General features: G+C 65.2%; 19 protein-coding genes. 9 read left to right on the forward strand and 10 right to left on the reverse strand.

From position 1 onward, the window contains the following. Positions 1–16 precede the first annotated feature (16 nt). From HL666_RS10660 to HL666_RS10670, 3 genes are all read left to right on the forward strand, one after another. Positions 17–886 carry an AAA family ATPase gene (locus HL666_RS10660; RefSeq protein WP_172181329.1) on the forward strand — a complete coding sequence of 290 codons (870 nt, stop codon included), beginning with the start codon at positions 17–19 and terminating at the stop codon, positions 884–886. After that, positions 883–2,085, forward strand: coding sequence for a vWA domain-containing protein (locus HL666_RS10665; protein WP_172132311.1), 1,203 nt, complete (start codon positions 883–885; stop codon positions 2,083–2,085). Before HL666_RS10660 ends, HL666_RS10665 begins: the two co-directional genes overlap by 4 nt. A gap of 199 nt (positions 2,086–2,284) precedes the next feature. Beyond that, positions 2,285–3,100: an XdhC family protein gene (locus tag HL666_RS10670; protein ID WP_172112414.1), complete on the forward strand. Its 816-nt coding sequence runs from the start codon at positions 2,285–2,287 to the stop codon at positions 3,098–3,100. 7 nt (positions 3,101–3,107) lie between these two features. On the opposite strand, the gene HL666_RS10675 is transcribed toward HL666_RS10670, so the two are convergent. The 7 genes from HL666_RS10675 to HL666_RS10705 form a co-directional block, all read right to left on the reverse strand. Further along, the gene (locus HL666_RS10675; RefSeq protein WP_172132312.1) at positions 3,108–4,202 is read right to left on the reverse strand and encodes an HWE histidine kinase domain-containing protein; all 1,095 of its coding nucleotides are present in this window, start codon (positions 4,200–4,202) and stop codon (positions 3,108–3,110) included. A 298-nt stretch (positions 4,203–4,500) separates the two neighbouring features. After that, entirely contained in the window at positions 4,501–5,325 is an 825-nt protein-coding gene (locus HL666_RS10680) for a carbohydrate ABC transporter permease (RefSeq protein ID WP_172181331.1), read from the reverse strand. Further along, on the reverse strand, positions 5,322–6,257 hold the full coding sequence (locus tag HL666_RS10685) for a carbohydrate ABC transporter permease (protein ID WP_172112411.1): 936 nt from the start codon (positions 6,255–6,257) through the stop codon (positions 5,322–5,324). Before HL666_RS10685 ends, HL666_RS10680 begins: the two co-directional genes overlap by 4 nt. Beyond that, complete coding sequence (locus tag HL666_RS10690; RefSeq protein ID WP_172181333.1) at positions 6,254–7,573, reverse strand: ABC transporter substrate-binding protein; 1,320 nt, start codon at positions 7,571–7,573, stop codon at positions 6,254–6,256. Before HL666_RS10690 ends, HL666_RS10685 begins: the two co-directional genes overlap by 4 nt. A gap of 126 nt (positions 7,574–7,699) precedes the next feature. Further along, positions 7,700–8,932, reverse strand: a complete 1,233-nt coding sequence (locus HL666_RS10695) for a benzoate/H(+) symporter BenE family transporter (protein ID WP_172181335.1) — start codon at positions 8,930–8,932, stop codon at positions 7,700–7,702. A 296-nt stretch (positions 8,933–9,228) separates the two neighbouring features. Beyond that, positions 9,229–9,621 (reverse strand): hypothetical protein, encoded by a 393-nt coding sequence (locus HL666_RS10700; RefSeq protein ID WP_246739235.1) that lies wholly within the window; start codon positions 9,619–9,621, stop codon positions 9,229–9,231. 155 nt (positions 9,622–9,776) lie between these two features. Beyond that, the gene (locus HL666_RS10705; RefSeq protein WP_172112408.1) at positions 9,777–10,007 is read right to left on the reverse strand and encodes a hypothetical protein; all 231 of its coding nucleotides are present in this window, start codon (positions 10,005–10,007) and stop codon (positions 9,777–9,779) included. Between the two features lie 272 nt (positions 10,008–10,279). Here HL666_RS10705 and HL666_RS10710 point away from each other — a divergent pair, with 272 nt between their 5' ends. From HL666_RS10710 to HL666_RS10735, 6 genes are all read left to right on the forward strand, one after another. Further along, a complete protein-coding gene (locus tag HL666_RS10710; RefSeq protein WP_172112407.1) occupies positions 10,280–10,726 on the forward strand; it encodes a nuclear transport factor 2 family protein in 447 nt (148 codons plus the stop codon). A gap of 123 nt (positions 10,727–10,849) precedes the next feature. Next, the gene (locus tag HL666_RS10715) at positions 10,850–11,116 is read left to right on the forward strand and encodes a hypothetical protein (protein WP_172112517.1); all 267 of its coding nucleotides are present in this window, start codon (positions 10,850–10,852) and stop codon (positions 11,114–11,116) included. Between the two features lie 209 nt (positions 11,117–11,325). After that, on the forward strand, positions 11,326–11,766 hold the full coding sequence (locus tag HL666_RS10720; RefSeq protein ID WP_172112406.1) for a nuclear transport factor 2 family protein: 441 nt from the start codon (positions 11,326–11,328) through the stop codon (positions 11,764–11,766). Positions 11,767–11,900: 134 nt separating this feature from the next. Continuing rightward, positions 11,901–12,836, forward strand: a complete 936-nt coding sequence (locus tag HL666_RS10725) for a hypothetical protein (protein WP_172132314.1) — start codon at positions 11,901–11,903, stop codon at positions 12,834–12,836. Positions 12,837–12,988: 152 nt separating this feature from the next. Further along, entirely contained in the window at positions 12,989–13,402 is a 414-nt protein-coding gene (locus HL666_RS10730; RefSeq protein WP_172112404.1) for a hypothetical protein, read from the forward strand. 42 nt (positions 13,403–13,444) lie between these two features. Continuing rightward, a complete protein-coding gene (locus HL666_RS10735; protein WP_172112181.1) occupies positions 13,445–13,696 on the forward strand; it encodes a hypothetical protein in 252 nt (83 codons plus the stop codon). Between the two features lie 55 nt (positions 13,697–13,751). Here the strand turns inward: HL666_RS10735 and HL666_RS10740 are convergent, their stop codons facing one another. From HL666_RS10740 to HL666_RS10750, 3 genes are all read right to left on the reverse strand, one after another. Next, positions 13,752–13,901 (reverse strand): hypothetical protein, encoded by a 150-nt coding sequence (locus tag HL666_RS10740; protein ID WP_172112180.1) that lies wholly within the window; start codon positions 13,899–13,901, stop codon positions 13,752–13,754. Positions 13,902–14,010: 109 nt separating this feature from the next. Then, a complete protein-coding gene (locus HL666_RS10745) occupies positions 14,011–14,490 on the reverse strand; it encodes a MaoC family dehydratase (RefSeq protein WP_172132315.1) in 480 nt (159 codons plus the stop codon). Next, a complete protein-coding gene (locus HL666_RS10750) occupies positions 14,490–14,951 on the reverse strand; it encodes a MaoC family dehydratase (RefSeq protein WP_172112516.1) in 462 nt (153 codons plus the stop codon). Before HL666_RS10750 ends, HL666_RS10745 begins: the two co-directional genes overlap by 1 nt. Positions 14,952–15,059: the final 108 nt, after the last annotated feature.

Below are 15,059 nucleotides of genomic sequence, written 5' to 3' on the forward strand. Positions count from 1 at the left end.
GGCAGTCGAACTCAACATGAGAACCCGCGACGACATCGCGCAATCTCTCGCCGCCTTTGGCTACATCGCCGATGGCGAGCTGGCGACGGCGATTGCGCTGATGCAGCTGCTGAAGCGGCCGCTGCTGCTGGAGGGCGAGGCCGGCGTCGGCAAGACCGAGGTGGCGAAGGCGCTGGCCGCCGTTGAAGGCACCGAGCTCATCCGGCTGCAGTGCTATGAGGGTCTCGATCAGAGCGCCGCGCTGTACGAGTGGAACTATCAGCGCCAGCTCTTGGCGATCGAGGCGCATCGCGGTCACGCCGAGGGAATCGAGGACCAGATCTTCTCCGAGAAATATCTGCTTGAGCGGCCGCTGCTCGCAGCCATCCGCCGCGCCACGCCGCCGGTGCTGCTGGTTGACGAGATCGACCGGGCCGATGACGAATTCGAGGCGTTTCTGCTGGAGCTGCTGTCCGACTTCCAGGTTTCGATCCCCGAGCTCGGCACCATCAAGGCGATCAGCATTCCGCATGTCGTGCTGACCTCCAACGGCACCCGCGAGCTGTCGGACGCGCTGCGCCGCCGCTGCCTGTATCACTATGTCGACTATCCCGATGTCGACCGCGAGGCCCGCATCATCCTGGCGCGGATCGACGGCGCCTCCGCACAGCTTGCGTTGCAGATCGCGCGCTTGGTCGAGGGTCTGCGCAAGGAAGAACTACGCAAGGTGCCGGGTGTCGCGGAGACGCTCGACTGGGCCGCGGCGCTGGTCGGTCTCGATGTCCGCGATCTCAAGGACCAGCCGGAGGTCGTCCACGACACGCTGATCTGCCTGCTGAAGACGCACGAGGATCGCTCCCGCGTCTCCCGCGAGGTTTCCGCGCGCTTGCTGGGGAAGGTCGCATGAGCTGCTGCGGCGCCACGCCTGACCATGAGGACCTGGACGCAGTCGCGCGGCTGGTCGCCGGCCGGCTCGGCGCCTTCCTGCGGACGCTGCGCGACAACGGGTTTGCGGTCGGAATGCCGGAGGGGCAGGACGCGGCAGCGGTGATGGCCGCCGGCTATGCCGACAGGCCGGGCTCGCTGCGCTCCGCGTTCAAGCATCTGTTCGCGGCGCGCAAGAGCGAGTGGGATCGTTTCGATGGTCTGTTCGACGCATTCTGGCTCGGCAAGCGTGTGCGCTCGCGGGTGCTCGCGTCGGGATCACCGCAGGCGGCAAATAGTCCATCGCTGAAGAGCCTGCAGGACGCAGGCGCGGGCGAGCGTGGTCCGCAAGGCGCGATGGATCAGGTGCCTTCTGAAGACGCGCCACGCGCGACCGGCGAAGGTGTGCGTGAGGGCGCCTCGCGCGTGGAGACCATCAGCGACACCGATTTCCGCAAGCTCGCCGATCCCGACCAGGTCGCGCTGGCGCATGAGGCCGCGGCACGGCTCGCCAAGGCGATGCGCACGCGGCTGACGCGGCGTGACCAGCTGCGCCGCAACGGCGAGCGGCTCGACCTCCGCCGCACCATCCATCGCAACATCAGCCATGGCGGCGTGCCGATCGCGCTGGTGCATCGTCGTCGCAAGGTGAAGCCGCTGAGGCTGGTGGTACTGCTCGATGCCTCCGGATCGATGAGCGCCTACACGGCCGTGTTCCTGCGCTTCATCCACGGCGTGCTCGATTCCTTTCGTGAAGCCGAGGCCTTCCTGTTTCACACCCGGCTCGCCTACGTCTCGGATGCCATGAAGGAGCGAGATGCGGCGCGCGCGCTCGACCGGCTCTCGATGATGGCGCAAGGGGCCGGGGGCGGCACGAAGATCGGCGAGAGCCTGGCTACCTTCAATCGCTGGCACGCCGCGCGCGTGATTCATTCGCGGACCTGCGTGATGATCGTTTCCGACGGTTACGACACCGGCGATCCCGCGCTGCTCGGCCGCGAGATGGCGCAGCTTCGACGACGCTGCCGCCGCATCGTCTGGCTCAATCCGATGCTCGGCTGGGACGGTTACGCGCCCGAGGCGCGCGGCATCAAGGCCGCGCTGCCGCATGTCGATCTCTACGCGCCGGCGCACACGCTGAGCTCGCTCGCGGCGCTGGAGCCGTATCTGGCGAGGTTGTGAGGATGCGGATGAAGCGGACTACGCACAGTTTGAGCCACGCTGCCGCGGCATCGCCAGTGCGCTCCCTCCCCCTTGTGGGGGAGGGGGTACCACGGGCACCGGCGCCAGCCGCCCCCCTCCCTGGCACTCCCCCACAAGGGGGGAGGGAACACACCTTCCGCGTCGCTGCAGTCTGCCTCCAACTAACAAGGAGGATCACGTGAGCATCTCTCCTGAACTCCTCGATCTCGCCGCACAGCTGAAAGCGAACGAGGAAAGCTTCGTGCTCGCCACCGTCGTCCGCACGGTGTCGGTGACCGCTGCCAAAGCCGGCGCCAAGGCGATCATCCGTCCGGACGGCACCATCGTCGCGGGCTGGATCGGCGGCGGCTGTGCCCGCGGCGCGGTGCTGAAGGCAGCGCGCGAGGCGCTCGCCGACGGTGTGCCGCGCATGGTCTCGGTGCAGCCGGACAACCTGCTCGCCGAGCTCGGCGTCAAGCCGGGTGAGACCAAAGAGGGGGTCCGTTTTGCGTCCAACATGTGCCCCAGCAAGGGCACGATGGACATCTTCGTCGAGCCGGTGCTGCCGCATCCCTCGCTGGTCATTCTTGGCGCCAGTCCCGTGGCGATCGCACTGGCCGCGCAGGCGCGCCCGCTCGGCTACCACGTCACCCTTGCCGCGCCGGCCGCCGATCTCGTCACCACGCCGCAGGCGGATGTCCTGATCGACGGCTTCACGTTGAACGAACGGGCGACGGGCAGCCGCTTCGTCGTGGTGTCGACCCAAGGCAAGGGCGACGAGGCGGCGCTGCGCGCCGCGCTCGGCTGCGATGCGGTTTATCACGCGTTCGTGGGCAGCCGCCGCAAGATGGACAGCCTGCGCGGGAAGCTGATCGAGGACGGCATCGACGCCGCGCAGCTCGACCGGGTGAAGGCGCCGGCCGGGCTCGATCTCGGTGCCATCACGCCGGAGGAGATCGCGATGTCGATCCTGGCCGACATCACCCTGACGCGCCGCCGCGGCCAGCGCGGCTGAGTCGCCTCTAAGGCGTCAGCGGCAGATCGAATCGCACCTTGAGGCCATCAGCGGCGAAGTCGCGCGTCACCTGGCCGTTCAGCGCCGCGCCGAGTATGCGCTCGAACAGCAGCGAGCCGAAGCCGTTGCGGGCCGGCGGGCTGACTGGGGGTCCGTCGCCCTCCTCCCAGGAGAGAGCAAGGCGGCCGTCGGCATGGCGCCAGCTCAGCGCCACCCGGCCCGCATCGTTCGACAGCGCGCCGTATTTCACGGCGTTGGTGACCAGCTCGTGCAGCCCCATCGACAGATACAGCGCGATGCCCGGCGCCAGCTGCACCGCCGGGCCATCGACCACCACGCGATCGGATTGCAGCGGCGCCAGCTCGGCGCAGACCAGCTCATTGAGAGCGATCGCCTCGCGGCCGCGGTCCAGCGCCAGCGCGTGGCTGCGGGTGAGGGCGGCGATGCGGCCGCGCAGCACCTCGCCGAACTCCGTCAGGGCGGAGTCCGCGCGGATGCTGAGTGCGATCACGCTGTCGACAAGCGCCAGCGTGTTCTTGACCCGGTGATTGAGCTCATGGACCAGCACACGCTGATGATGCTCGATCGTGCGTCGCCGCGCATTTTCAGTGCGGAGTGCGATCTCGTCCATGACGATCTCGCTGAGTTCGGTGAGCTGGGCCACGTCGTCCTCGCTCCACGGCCGCGGCTCGTGGTCGATGGCGCAGAGCGCACCGATCACCTCGCCGCTCGGCAGCTTCAAGGGGACGCCGAGATAGGCGATCACCCCGAGCGCGGGCACCGCGAGATTGTCCTTCACCAGCGGATGCTGGTTGGCATCGCTGACGACCAGCGGCTGTGCCGACGTCACGACGTGCTGGCAGAACGAATGGCTGAGCGGCGTTTCGCGCAGCGAGGCCCAGGGTTCGCACAGCCCCATAGAGCTTTTGAAGAACTGCCGGTCGCGGTCGACCAGCGCGATGATCGCGGCGGGCGCCTGCAGCAGCCGCGTCGTCAGACGGGTGACGCGATCGAAGCCGGGCTCGGGCGGCGAGTCGAGCAGCTCGGTCTGCAACAGGGCAGCCAATCGGTCTGGCGCGGGAGCGTCGCGATCGGATGTCATGAAGCTTTCGTCGGTCGGGCGTTCAGCCGGTGATGGATTTGCACGACGGACCGAACGGGGCGTCGATCCCGGGCGGTCGATCGTGCGGCGTAGGTATTCGGCTGGGACGAAGCCGGCACAGACACGAGACGGAACCGTTTAACGCGATTGAGCGCCCGCTTCAGCGACGGAGGCGAATCCCGGTTCCATCCAGGTAACCAAGGGGCAGACTGTGGCCTGACCAAGGCAAATCCGGCATTCCGCCGCAGCTTCTGTTGGCATGCATTATACCGAACAAAGCGCCGAAATCTCCACGACGTCAGCCGCCTTTGACCGCACCTGCGGTGAGGCCCGCGACGATCTGCCGTTGCGCAAACACGGTCAGCAGCAGCACCGGCAAGGTGACGATCAGCGCAGCCGCGGCGAGCGGGCCCCAGCTCAGCTGATCGAACGAGATCATGTTGTAGACCGCGACGGGCAGGGTGCGTGTCTCGCGGCCGGCCAGCACGATGCCGAACACGAAGTTGTTCCACGAGAAGATGACGGCCAGGATGAAGGCAACCGCGAGCCCGGGCTTGGCGACAGGCAATGCGACGTGGCGGAACACCTGCCAACGCGTGGCGCCGTCGATGCGCGCGGCTTCCTCCAACTCGATCGGCGTGGTCTCGAAATAGCCGATCATGATCCAGATTACGATCGGCACGGTGACGACGAGATGGATGATGATCTGCGGCCACAGGGTGCCGAGCAACCCGAGCCACTGAAACAGCAGGAACAGGGGGATCAGATAGGACAGGCCGGGCGTGATGCGCGCGATCAGGATCACGATCGCCGATTTATGCGCAGCCATGCGGGCGATGCCGTAGCCGGCGGGCACGCCGACCAGCATGGCCAGCGCCGTCGCGCCGCCGGTCACCAGCACGCTGTTCTTGAAGTAGGTGAAGAAGCGGTTGGAGGACAGCACGTCGGTGTAGTTCTTCCAGGCGAAATGCTCGGGCCAGAACACCGGCGGAAAGGCGGCGTTGTCGACCTCGAACTTCACCGACAGCGAGATCATCCAGAGGAAGAACAGGATCGCCGGAGAGACGATGAGGAAGACGCCGACCGCGAGACCAATCCGGCTGAGAAGGGTGTTCACGCTCATGTGTCGCTCCCGAGCGCATTCCACTGCGCGCGCCGGCGCAGCACCAGCAGGAGCGCGGTGAGTGCCACGATCAGGACGAAGAACACCACCGCGATCGCCGAGGCGTAGCCGAGGTCGTAATAGACGAAGGCGACGCTGTAGAGATAGAGGTTGATGGTCTCCGACGCCGAGCCGGGACCGCCTTGCGTGATCGCGAAGATGATGTCGAAGCTCTTGATCGCGTCGATGGCGCGGATCATCGCGGCGATGAACAGGAACGGCATGATCAAGGGCAGCGTGATGTAGCGGAACATCTGCCAGGTCGAGGCGCCGTCGATCTGCGCGCTCTCATACGGCTCGGTCGGCAGCGAGGCGATGCCGCCGAGCACGATCAGCATGACGAGCGGGGTCCATTGCCAGGTCTCGACCAGCACCAGCGACGGGATCACCGTGCCCGGGTGGAACACCCACAGCTGCGGCGGCAGGCCGACGAGCGACAAGAGATAGTTGAGGATCCCGAGCTGCGGGTGAAACATCATCGTCCACACCAGGGCGATCGCGACCGGCGTCGCCATCATCGGCATGATGAACAGCGCGCGCAACAGGCCGCGCCCCGGGAAGCGCGCGTGGAACACCACCGCCGCAAGAGTGCCGAGCACCAGCGGCAGCAGGACCGACAGCGCAGTGTAGGACAGCGTATGTCCGACAGATTCGACGAAGCGCGGATCGGCAGGCAGTCGCAGGTAGTTCGACAGCCCGACGAACGTCGTGGGTGAGCCGACCTTCCACTCCTGGAAGCTCATCCAGATCGTGAACAGCCAGGGAAAGATGATGACAGCGAGGACGGTGACCAGCGCCGGCACCACGAACGGCCAGTAGGACGGCGGCCGCAACGCACGTTCCGGCGCAGCAGCCTCCGCTGCCGCGCCAGCCTGTTCGACGATCGTGCTCACGCTTTCTCGCTGCGCTCCAGGATCGGGCGGAACTGCTCGTGCGCCTTCTTCAGCTCGGTCGCAGGATCGGCGCCCGACAGCGTGGCAGTCAGCGCAGCGCCAACGAGATCGCGGAATTCAGCGACCGGAATGATCACGGGCAGGCCAAGCTTGGAGATCTTGCCGGAGTCGATCGCCGACTGCAGCCATTCCTTCGGCATCTTCACGCCGCCCTGAACCCCTGGGTCGTTCAGCACCGAGTTGCGGAACGGCACGCCGCCGCCGGCCTGCACCAGGCGAGCGCCCTGCGGCTTGGACACCAGCCACTGGCAGAGCAGCCAGGCCGCTTCCTTGTTCTTGCTCGCCGCCGCAATGCCGATGCCGTCGCCATAGGTCGCGGAGTACTGCCCCTTCGGTCCGGCGGGCACCACGGTGTAGCCGACCTTGCCGACGATGCGAGATGCGTTGGGATCCTCCAGCGGCGGGGCCCAGCCGACGCCGTCGATCCACATCGCCGAGCGTCCTTGCGTGAACGAGGCCATCGACTCCATCCAGTTGAAGCCGGCGACGCCGGGAGGCGCGCAGGTCGTGAGCAGCTTCTGATAGAGCTTGGTGGCTTCGACCGCCTCGGGGCCGTCGGTCAGGATGTTGCCCTTGGCGTCGAGGAATTCGCCGCCATAGTTGAGGAAGAAGTTGGTCCACAAGGTCATGTTGGCATTGCGCAGGCCGCGGCCGACGAAGCCGAAGGTGCCGTCCTTGGGATCGGTGAGCTTCTGCGCCGCTGTGACCATATCGTCGAGCGTCTTCGGCACCTCGACGCCCTTCTTCGCAAACAGCTCCTTGTTGTAGTAGAGGATGAAGTAGTCGACCGACCATGGCAGCGAGAACATGCGGCCCTTGTCGTTGCTGGCGTAAGTCAGCCCTGCGGCGGAGAAATCGCTCTGCACGAGGTCAGGCGCGGTCAGGTTCGGGTCCTTCATCATGTCGGTGATGTCGGCGAGCCAGCCGGCCTTCTCGAACTGCCGCTTCTGCACGTGATAGCTCAGATGCACGACGTCGAAGCTCGGCTTGCCCGACGACAGCTCGATCACCACCTTCTGACGCTGCTGCTGCTCGGGGATCTGCTCGGACTCCACCTCGATGCCGGTCAGGGCAGTGAATTCCTTGATGTTCTTCTGCAGATTGTCGCCGCGCGGCCCCTTGGCGAGGATCACCTCGAGCTTGGTGCCGGCATATTTCTTCCACTGCGGCTCTGACCAGGCAGGTTGGCCGGTGAGCGCCAGCGCGCCTGCTGCTGCCGTGCCCGCAAGCATGTTGCGGCGCGTGATCGCGGTCATTCGTACCCTCCCAGGAGACTTCTTGTTTGGTCGTGAAGTGTAGCGCGATCTGGCGGCGCTGCAACAGGGCGGTGCCCGCTGGGCTGGGGATGCGACGATGGAGCGTGATGCGATGCGGTAAGCGGCTCACGCGTCCGACGCAGCTGCAAAATCCGCTCGCTCCAGCAGCCATGAGATCGCGAAACCGGCGACGAGCCCCCAGAACGCCGCGCCGATGTTGAGCAGCGGCACGTCGGCGACGGTCACGAGGAAGGCCATCAGAGCGCCGAGCGAGAACCGTGTCTTGAACGCGGTCACGAACGCCGTCTGCAGGACGCGCAGCATGGCCAGGCCCGCCAACGTGGTGATCAATGATTTCGGCGCGATCAACAACAGCGTCGTGAAGGTCGGCGCCAGCAGGCCGAAGCCGATCGCGAGGACGCCGACGAGCATCGCCGCAGTATAATGGCGCTTGCGCTCGCCGCCGGAGACGACGATGGCGTTGGTCGGACCGGTGAGGCAGGTCGAGACGCCCCCGACGATGGCGGCCAGCGCCGAGCCGAGGCCGCAGGCAAGGGTCACGGCATTGACCGGCGGCTTGTGGCCAGCGGCTGTCAGCACCGCAAATCCCTGGCCGTTCTGCACCACCAGCACGGTGACTGCGAGCGGCACCACGAGCTCGATCATGGCCGCCAGCGACCAGGACGGGGTTGGGATCACCGGGCTGACCAGTGCGATCTGCAGCGACGCATCCTGATGATATCTGCCGAACGCAGTGGCGGCGAGCGTGCCGACGACCAGCGCGCCGATGATCGGCGGACAGCGCCGCCCGAGCGCGGGCAGCGCCGTCAGCGCGAGCCACACGACGACCATCGGCCCGGCAATGGCGAATTCGCCGAGCACGGCGCGGACGAGGTCGAGGCCGAACCGCAGGAAGACGCCGGCCACCATGCCCATCACGATCGGCATCGGCACCAGCTGCATCGCGCGCTTGACCCAGCCCGACAACCCTAGGACGAGCATCAGCAGTGCGGTGCCGTAGAACGCTCCGATGACCTGCGGGAAGCTGAGATGGGTCAGCGACTGGCCAACCAGGACGGTGCCCGGAATGGTCCAGAACAACACCAGCGGCTCGCGATACAGCCACGACAGCAGGATCGTGATCAGGCCGTTGATGAAGAAGACGCCGAAGATCCACGACGCGAGCTCGGCCTGGGACAGTCCGCCATTGGCGCCGACCGACAGGATAATGGCCACGGGCCCCGTGATGGCGAACAGCCAGCCGATGAAGCCGTGCGAGGCGTAGAGCGGACCGAAGTCAGTCTTGATCTGACCGAGGCCGGGTGGCCGACCCGCGGGCCGTTCGATGGCGCTGAACATGGAATCAGGGGCTCGGAGCGTGTTCTTGTGGTCGTCCTTGGTGTCGCGCCGGCTGTTGTGGCGGAATGAGGTGAACTGTGCAAGGCGGGGAATGGATTGCCGCGCCGCTCGCAATCTACCTCGATCGAAGCGATGGTCTCTGTTGACGCTTTCGGACCAGTCCACGATTGTGATCGACGAGCGGATTGCATCATTTGGAGTTGCCGGGTCTCCGTGCTGTCGCCACCCACCGCCGAGAATGGACTGTTAGCTCTGCCTTCAACGGACGAAGGGGAGGCGATGCCCTGAGGCGCACTTCAGCCCATCGCGAGTGCGGCGACCGACAGCATTGCCAGCATCACAGTCGAGCTCAACAGCTGCAGCGAGCCTTCGGGCTGCGTGCGCCAGCGTATCACCTTGTCGGCGACCCCGATCGTCGCGTCGTAGAACTCCGCCGCATAGGCCTGCTTGAGCACATGCGGATAGCGTGGTCCGGCGGCCGAGGTCATCAGCACATGGATGATGGTCGCCGTAGCGACGAAGCCGATGATGCTGGTGTGCAATGCCGTGCTGTGCGCCAACTTGAGAATCAGCGCGGCGCCGGCGTAGGTCGGAATGGCCTGGAACAGGGCGGTCAGTGCCATTCCTTCGAGCAGGTTGAGAAGCGGCGCCTTCGGCGCTGATGAGCTGGGAGACGCGGCGGCGTGCATGAGCGGAACATCCGTTTGCGGAGGCCTTCGGCGAAGGCCAGACCGATCCGATGTAGCCCGCTTCCGCCGTCATCACCGTGAGGCGGATCACGTCGCTGGCGTACCGGCCATCTGACGCCCGGATGCGTCAAGTCACTGAGACGCCGTCGCGTCAGTTACATGCGGCCCTGGCCGTTCACCCGGGTCTGCTGCTGCTGACGGTCCTGCTCCTTGGCGCGATGACGGCCATAGAGGCAGCCTGCGGCAGCGCCGATCACGCCGTGGTGCCCGGCATAATGGCCGGCGATGCCGCCGACGATGGCACCCTTGATGCAGCCCTTGGCCTCGGCCGCCTCGGTGGACAGCAGCGCAATGGCGGCGACTGACACGGCAAGCATGGCTTTCATGTTCGTGCTCCGCAGGAAGGCTGCTCTCTAACCATCGCCATGCGGTGTAGTTCCCGCCACGCAACCAATGTCATGCCCGACGCGAACCTTTTGGTCGCTTCTCTGACCTACGGCTTGAGAGACTTGATCGCGTGCACGAACTGTTGCCAAGCTTCCATTCACCGTATCGGCGCATTGTGCCTGCAGACAGTCGCACGGGTGATTGACGGTCGAAGGCCAATCTCTCCAGAACGAATGGCGGCAACAAGGGCATTCCGGTCAGTGGAGACAGGATGATCGAGCACATCAACAAGCAACGCGTGCGCAAGCTGCTCGAGGCCCACGCCGCCGGCGATTTCGACGCGGTGCTGGCCTTTTGCACCGACGACCTCGAGCACTTCGCCTCGGCTCCGATCGATATCTTTCCCCATCTCGGGCGACGCCACGGCAAGGCCGAGGTGCGGCAGATGTGGGAGGTCGCCCGCAGCCGCTATGCGGACGTCAGGCACGAGATCAAGACCATGATCTGCGAAGGCAACAAGGTCGCCACGGATCTCCGTATCTTCCTGCGCAAGCGCGACAACGAACGCATCGTGCAGTACGATCTGGCCGCGTTCTACACGCTGCGCGACGGCCGCATCAGCCGCATCCGTGAAATCATGGATACGTTCGACCTGGTGCAGCAGGTGCTCGAATGCGACCTCAGCCGGCTGTTGATCGCCGGGACCGCGCGGCCCTGACTCGTCACGTCGGGGCGATCCGCCGCTGATCACGCAAATGTCAGCACGAGGATGGTGCGCAGTTTGAACCTGCGGGCGCCGCCGCGAACCCATCAGCGGGCAGCTGATGGGGCGTGGGTGAATATGAAGATCGCATTCCTGGCGATGGCAGGGCTGGTGATGGGAGTCGTGGGGGGCGCCACGGTCGGTATCGGCCTGGGGCTCGCCTGGATCGAACTGTTCAGCACCAGCGAATTCGAAGGTTATGCCGGCATGCTGGTGTTTTTCACCTTCATGCCTCTCGGCGCCCTGATCGGCGGCCTTGGCGGCGCCACTCTGTTCGGAATGGCGGCGTTCCGCGACCATGAGGTGGCGATCGCGCGCCGACATATGCCTCACGAACGGGGTTGAAGAGTCGCGATCGTCACTCTCCTCCCGTGCGGCCACGTCCCATGCGGCCGCGGCGTGCATTTGTGCAATGCAAAAACAACCGTTGCGCGTGCTTCTCAGGCGCGTATCTAGGAGATCATTGAGTTGGATTGGCGCCCCGGCGCGATGTCATGACGATATCGCCTGATGGCTGGCGCGCCGCCTTGCAAGCCAGACAGGATCAGCAGAAGATGACGGAGCATAGCCTCTGGCGTCTGTCGCGCGCATTGCATCGCGCGATCAACGACCGCCAATTCGACGCGCTCACCGAGCTTCTCGACGACGACGTTGACTGGGCCATCTACGGCCCGATCGACATGTTTCCGTTTCTCGGCGCCCGGCTCGGCAAGGATGCTGTGCTCGAGACCATCCGGCAGATCGCGGACACCGTGCACATCCGAAGGCTCGATCGCGAGACGCTGATGCTGGATGACGGCGCGGCCGCCACGATGGTCCGCTGCGCCATGACCACCCAGGAGTCCGACAAGCCGATCACTGCCCGGCTCGCGCAATTCATGCATTTCCGAGCCGGCAAGCTGGCGCGGCTGCGCATCCTCATCGACACGTTCGATCTGGTGGAGCAGACGCTCGGCCGGCCCATCGATCTGCCCCGGATCGGCAGCTTCGCCTGAGGCGGGTCGTTGGTGTGTTGGATTGCAGTCACACCTACCAACAACCCAACATATCGTGACTGGCGCAGCCATAATTTTGCGCCAAGATTCGACCATATTCTGACGGACAGGTTCGGGCGGCGGGGGTTGCTCTCATGAGATCGTATGGTTGCGCGCTGGCGGTTTTCACGGCCGGCCTCGGAGTTCTTGCGGCCTCCGCGCAGGCCCAGTCTCTGATGCAGGCGCCGCAGCCGATGCAGATCGTTCCCTGGCAGCAGATCGCTCCGGCCCCGCAGGAGGCGGAGGACGAAGAGGCGGAAGATCAGGTCGCCGCAGCTGATCCGATGAAGGACATCGACGTCGAGAAGCTCGACTGGAGCCAGCTCGCGATCGACGAGACCACCTTTCTCGATCGTCCCGAGGCCGCTGCCGCGGCGAAGCGCAAAGCAGCCGCCGAGAAGGCGGCCGCGCTCGACTGGTCGAACCAGAACAAGGGGAGCCTTGCCTCCGGCGTGTCGGTCAAGCAGTCGGTGTCTTCGTTCTGGGACGCGCGCGTGGGTGCCGACATGACGGTCGCACGCCAGCCGACCACGATGTCGGAATTGCTGGCGGAAAAGGCCGAGAACGGTGGCAACGCTCCGCAATCCGGCGGCTCGGCCTGGGCTGCCATCACCGCGCCCGGCGCAGGCTCGATTTGGGACAAGACGGCGGTCGAGGCTCGTGTCGATCCGGGCTCGGACCAGAGCCGGCTCGGCACTACCATCACCAAGGCGGTGCCGATCGATCACTACAATCTGACCTTGCAGAATGGCTACAACGTCACGCAGCAGGGCATGGTGCCGATCCCTGGCGCCGCGCCGAAGACGAGCCGCAGCTTCGACACCGAGCAATCCGCGAGGCTGTCGATTCAGGACACCGGTACGAGCGTCACTGCGGGACAAACATTGTCGTCGAGCGATGATAAATGGCTGCGCAAGATCGGCGCCGAGCAGAAGCTGTCGGATGGTCTGAGCGTATCCGGCACGGTCAGCGAAACAGCGCAGGGCGGCACCAGCAAGAGCATCTCCGCCGGCTTCAAGCGGAGCTGGTAAGGTTAACGAATTGCGGCAGCCCGCCACGAATGATCGAACCAGCGCCGCAGCTTCGCCGCGGTGCGGCCCAATTTGGCCGCACTGATAGGCTTTGAGAAGTTCGTCGTGCGGGGACACCGCGCTCGCTTGAACGCGAAATGAGGAAATAGCCGATGAATGCCATTCGTCCGGACAAGATCGATGGAACTGAAGCCGAGCTGGATACGGATCTGGCTGCGGTCTCGGAAGTCGAGGCCGGCATTCGTGATTTCGTCCGTAATGATATCGCCTATCTGCGCCGCCCCAATGCGGCCGCCACGGCCGAGGCCGCGATCGATGCCGATGCTGCCGTCAACAGCGTCACCACGCTGATCCAGCGCGTTGCCGGCACCTCCCTGTCGGAGATCGAGAACCTGATCGGGGAGCTCGAGAGCCTCCGCGAATTGCTGCATGCCGAAGGCCAGCGCGTGCAGCGCGAGATCGCGAGCTACGCCCAGCTCAGCCAGGCGGCGATGAAGTCGACTCGCGCGATCGCCGAGAACGTGACTCAGTGGAAGCGAGCCGCCGACGGTCTGCGCAGCAGCTGATCGGTCTCAAGGGCTTCAAAGCGAGCCGCCGCGCGAGCCATCGTGTGGCGGCTTTCGTCGTTCGGGCGCCATGCCCTTGAACGTCTCGTGACCGCCCTGCGACCAACACGTGCCCATTTGTTTGCGGGCACGTCGGGGCAGGGGGCATTCGAGTCGATGGAAACGATCCGGCCGGAAAACACCGATCCGATCCCGCTGCGGCCTCAGCCTCAGCGGATCGGGACCATCATGGTCCGCTTCGTCGGATTATTGATGATTGCGATGGCGGTCATGGTGCTCATCTGGAGCCGCTAGACCGCCGCTACGAACGGCTGCGCCGCTCGTCGTAGTTAATAGAGATTTAAGATCGTCACTCCTCGACGGAGGCCGAGGTCTCGAGCGAATACGAGCCGTCGGCATATCCCTTCACGACCATTCCCGTCGCAAGCATTACCGCGAGCGTCACGCTGGCAAAGATAAAGCCGAGGAGTTTCAGACCGCTGCGATCTGCCATGTTCATCCCCCACATCCTGATCCCTGATGGGCTGTCTTATAGAGTCGGGGTTCAGAATGCGTTAGCGCGAAGTTCGTTCCGCGCTGACAATCCTACGCAGCGTGACCTTTTCGCCTCAACCGTTGTTCCGTCTTGGCACGAAGGCCGATGCGAGCACGGAGAACACCAGTTCACCGTGCTGATTGGTGCCGGTATTGCGCGCCTGCAAGATGCCCCACTGCGGACGCGACGCCGATGCACGAAGCGAATCAATCTCGCTCGCGAAGGTGATCGTGTCGCCGGCAAGCACGGGCTTGAGCCAGCGCAGCTCGCGAAATCCGGGCGAGGGGCCTCCGACCGCGACCAGCTCGCCGCGCGAGCGCGCGATCTCCGCGAGCCGCTGATTGTCGGCGATGATCAGCTTCATGCAGACCGATCCGATATGCCAGCCGGAGGCGGCGAGCCCGCCGAACAGCGAGTTGCGGCCTTCCTCCTCGTCGAGGTGAAAGCGCTGCGGATCGAATTGTCCGGCGAAGCGTTTGATCTCGTCCGCAGTGAACGTGTAGGAGCCGAGCTCGCGGCGCTGGCCGATCTGAAGATCCTCGAAGAAGCGCATCAGACGACCTGCCCGCTGCGCTCACGCCGCTCGACGATGATCGGAGATTCCATCTCGCAAAGCCTCTCGCCGGCCTTGTTGCGCACGCTGCATCGGAACGTGACGATCCCCGTCGACGGCCGGCTCCGGGACACCCGACACTCCTTCACCTCCACGTCGAGCATCAGTTCGTCGTTCGGTCGCAATGGCGACAGCCAGCGCACCTCGTTCACCCCCGGTGAGCCAAGCGAGGCGGTGCGGCCGATGAAGCCGTCGAACATCATGCGCATCATCAGCGAGCACAGATGCCAGCCTGACCCTGAAAGGCCCTTGAGCATCGACTGCGAAGCAGCCTCGTCGTCCAGGTGCATCGGCTGCGGATCGAACTCCGACGCGAATGCGATGATCTCGTCGCGGGAGACGTGTCGCGGGCCGAAGCTGCCGAACGGGCCTTGGGGAAAATCTTCGAAGGTGAGGGTCATGGGGTCGGGAATGGCTGAAAGAAGCCCGATTGTGGCCGCACTTTGCAGCAATCACAACCGGGCCGCTCGCATGGCTGAGGTCCGGTCACGTCGCACGAGAGTGCCAGA

Source organism: Bradyrhizobium aeschynomenes (genome assembly GCF_013178945.1).
Lineage (GTDB): Bacteria > Pseudomonadota > Alphaproteobacteria > Rhizobiales > Xanthobacteraceae > Bradyrhizobium > Bradyrhizobium aeschynomenes.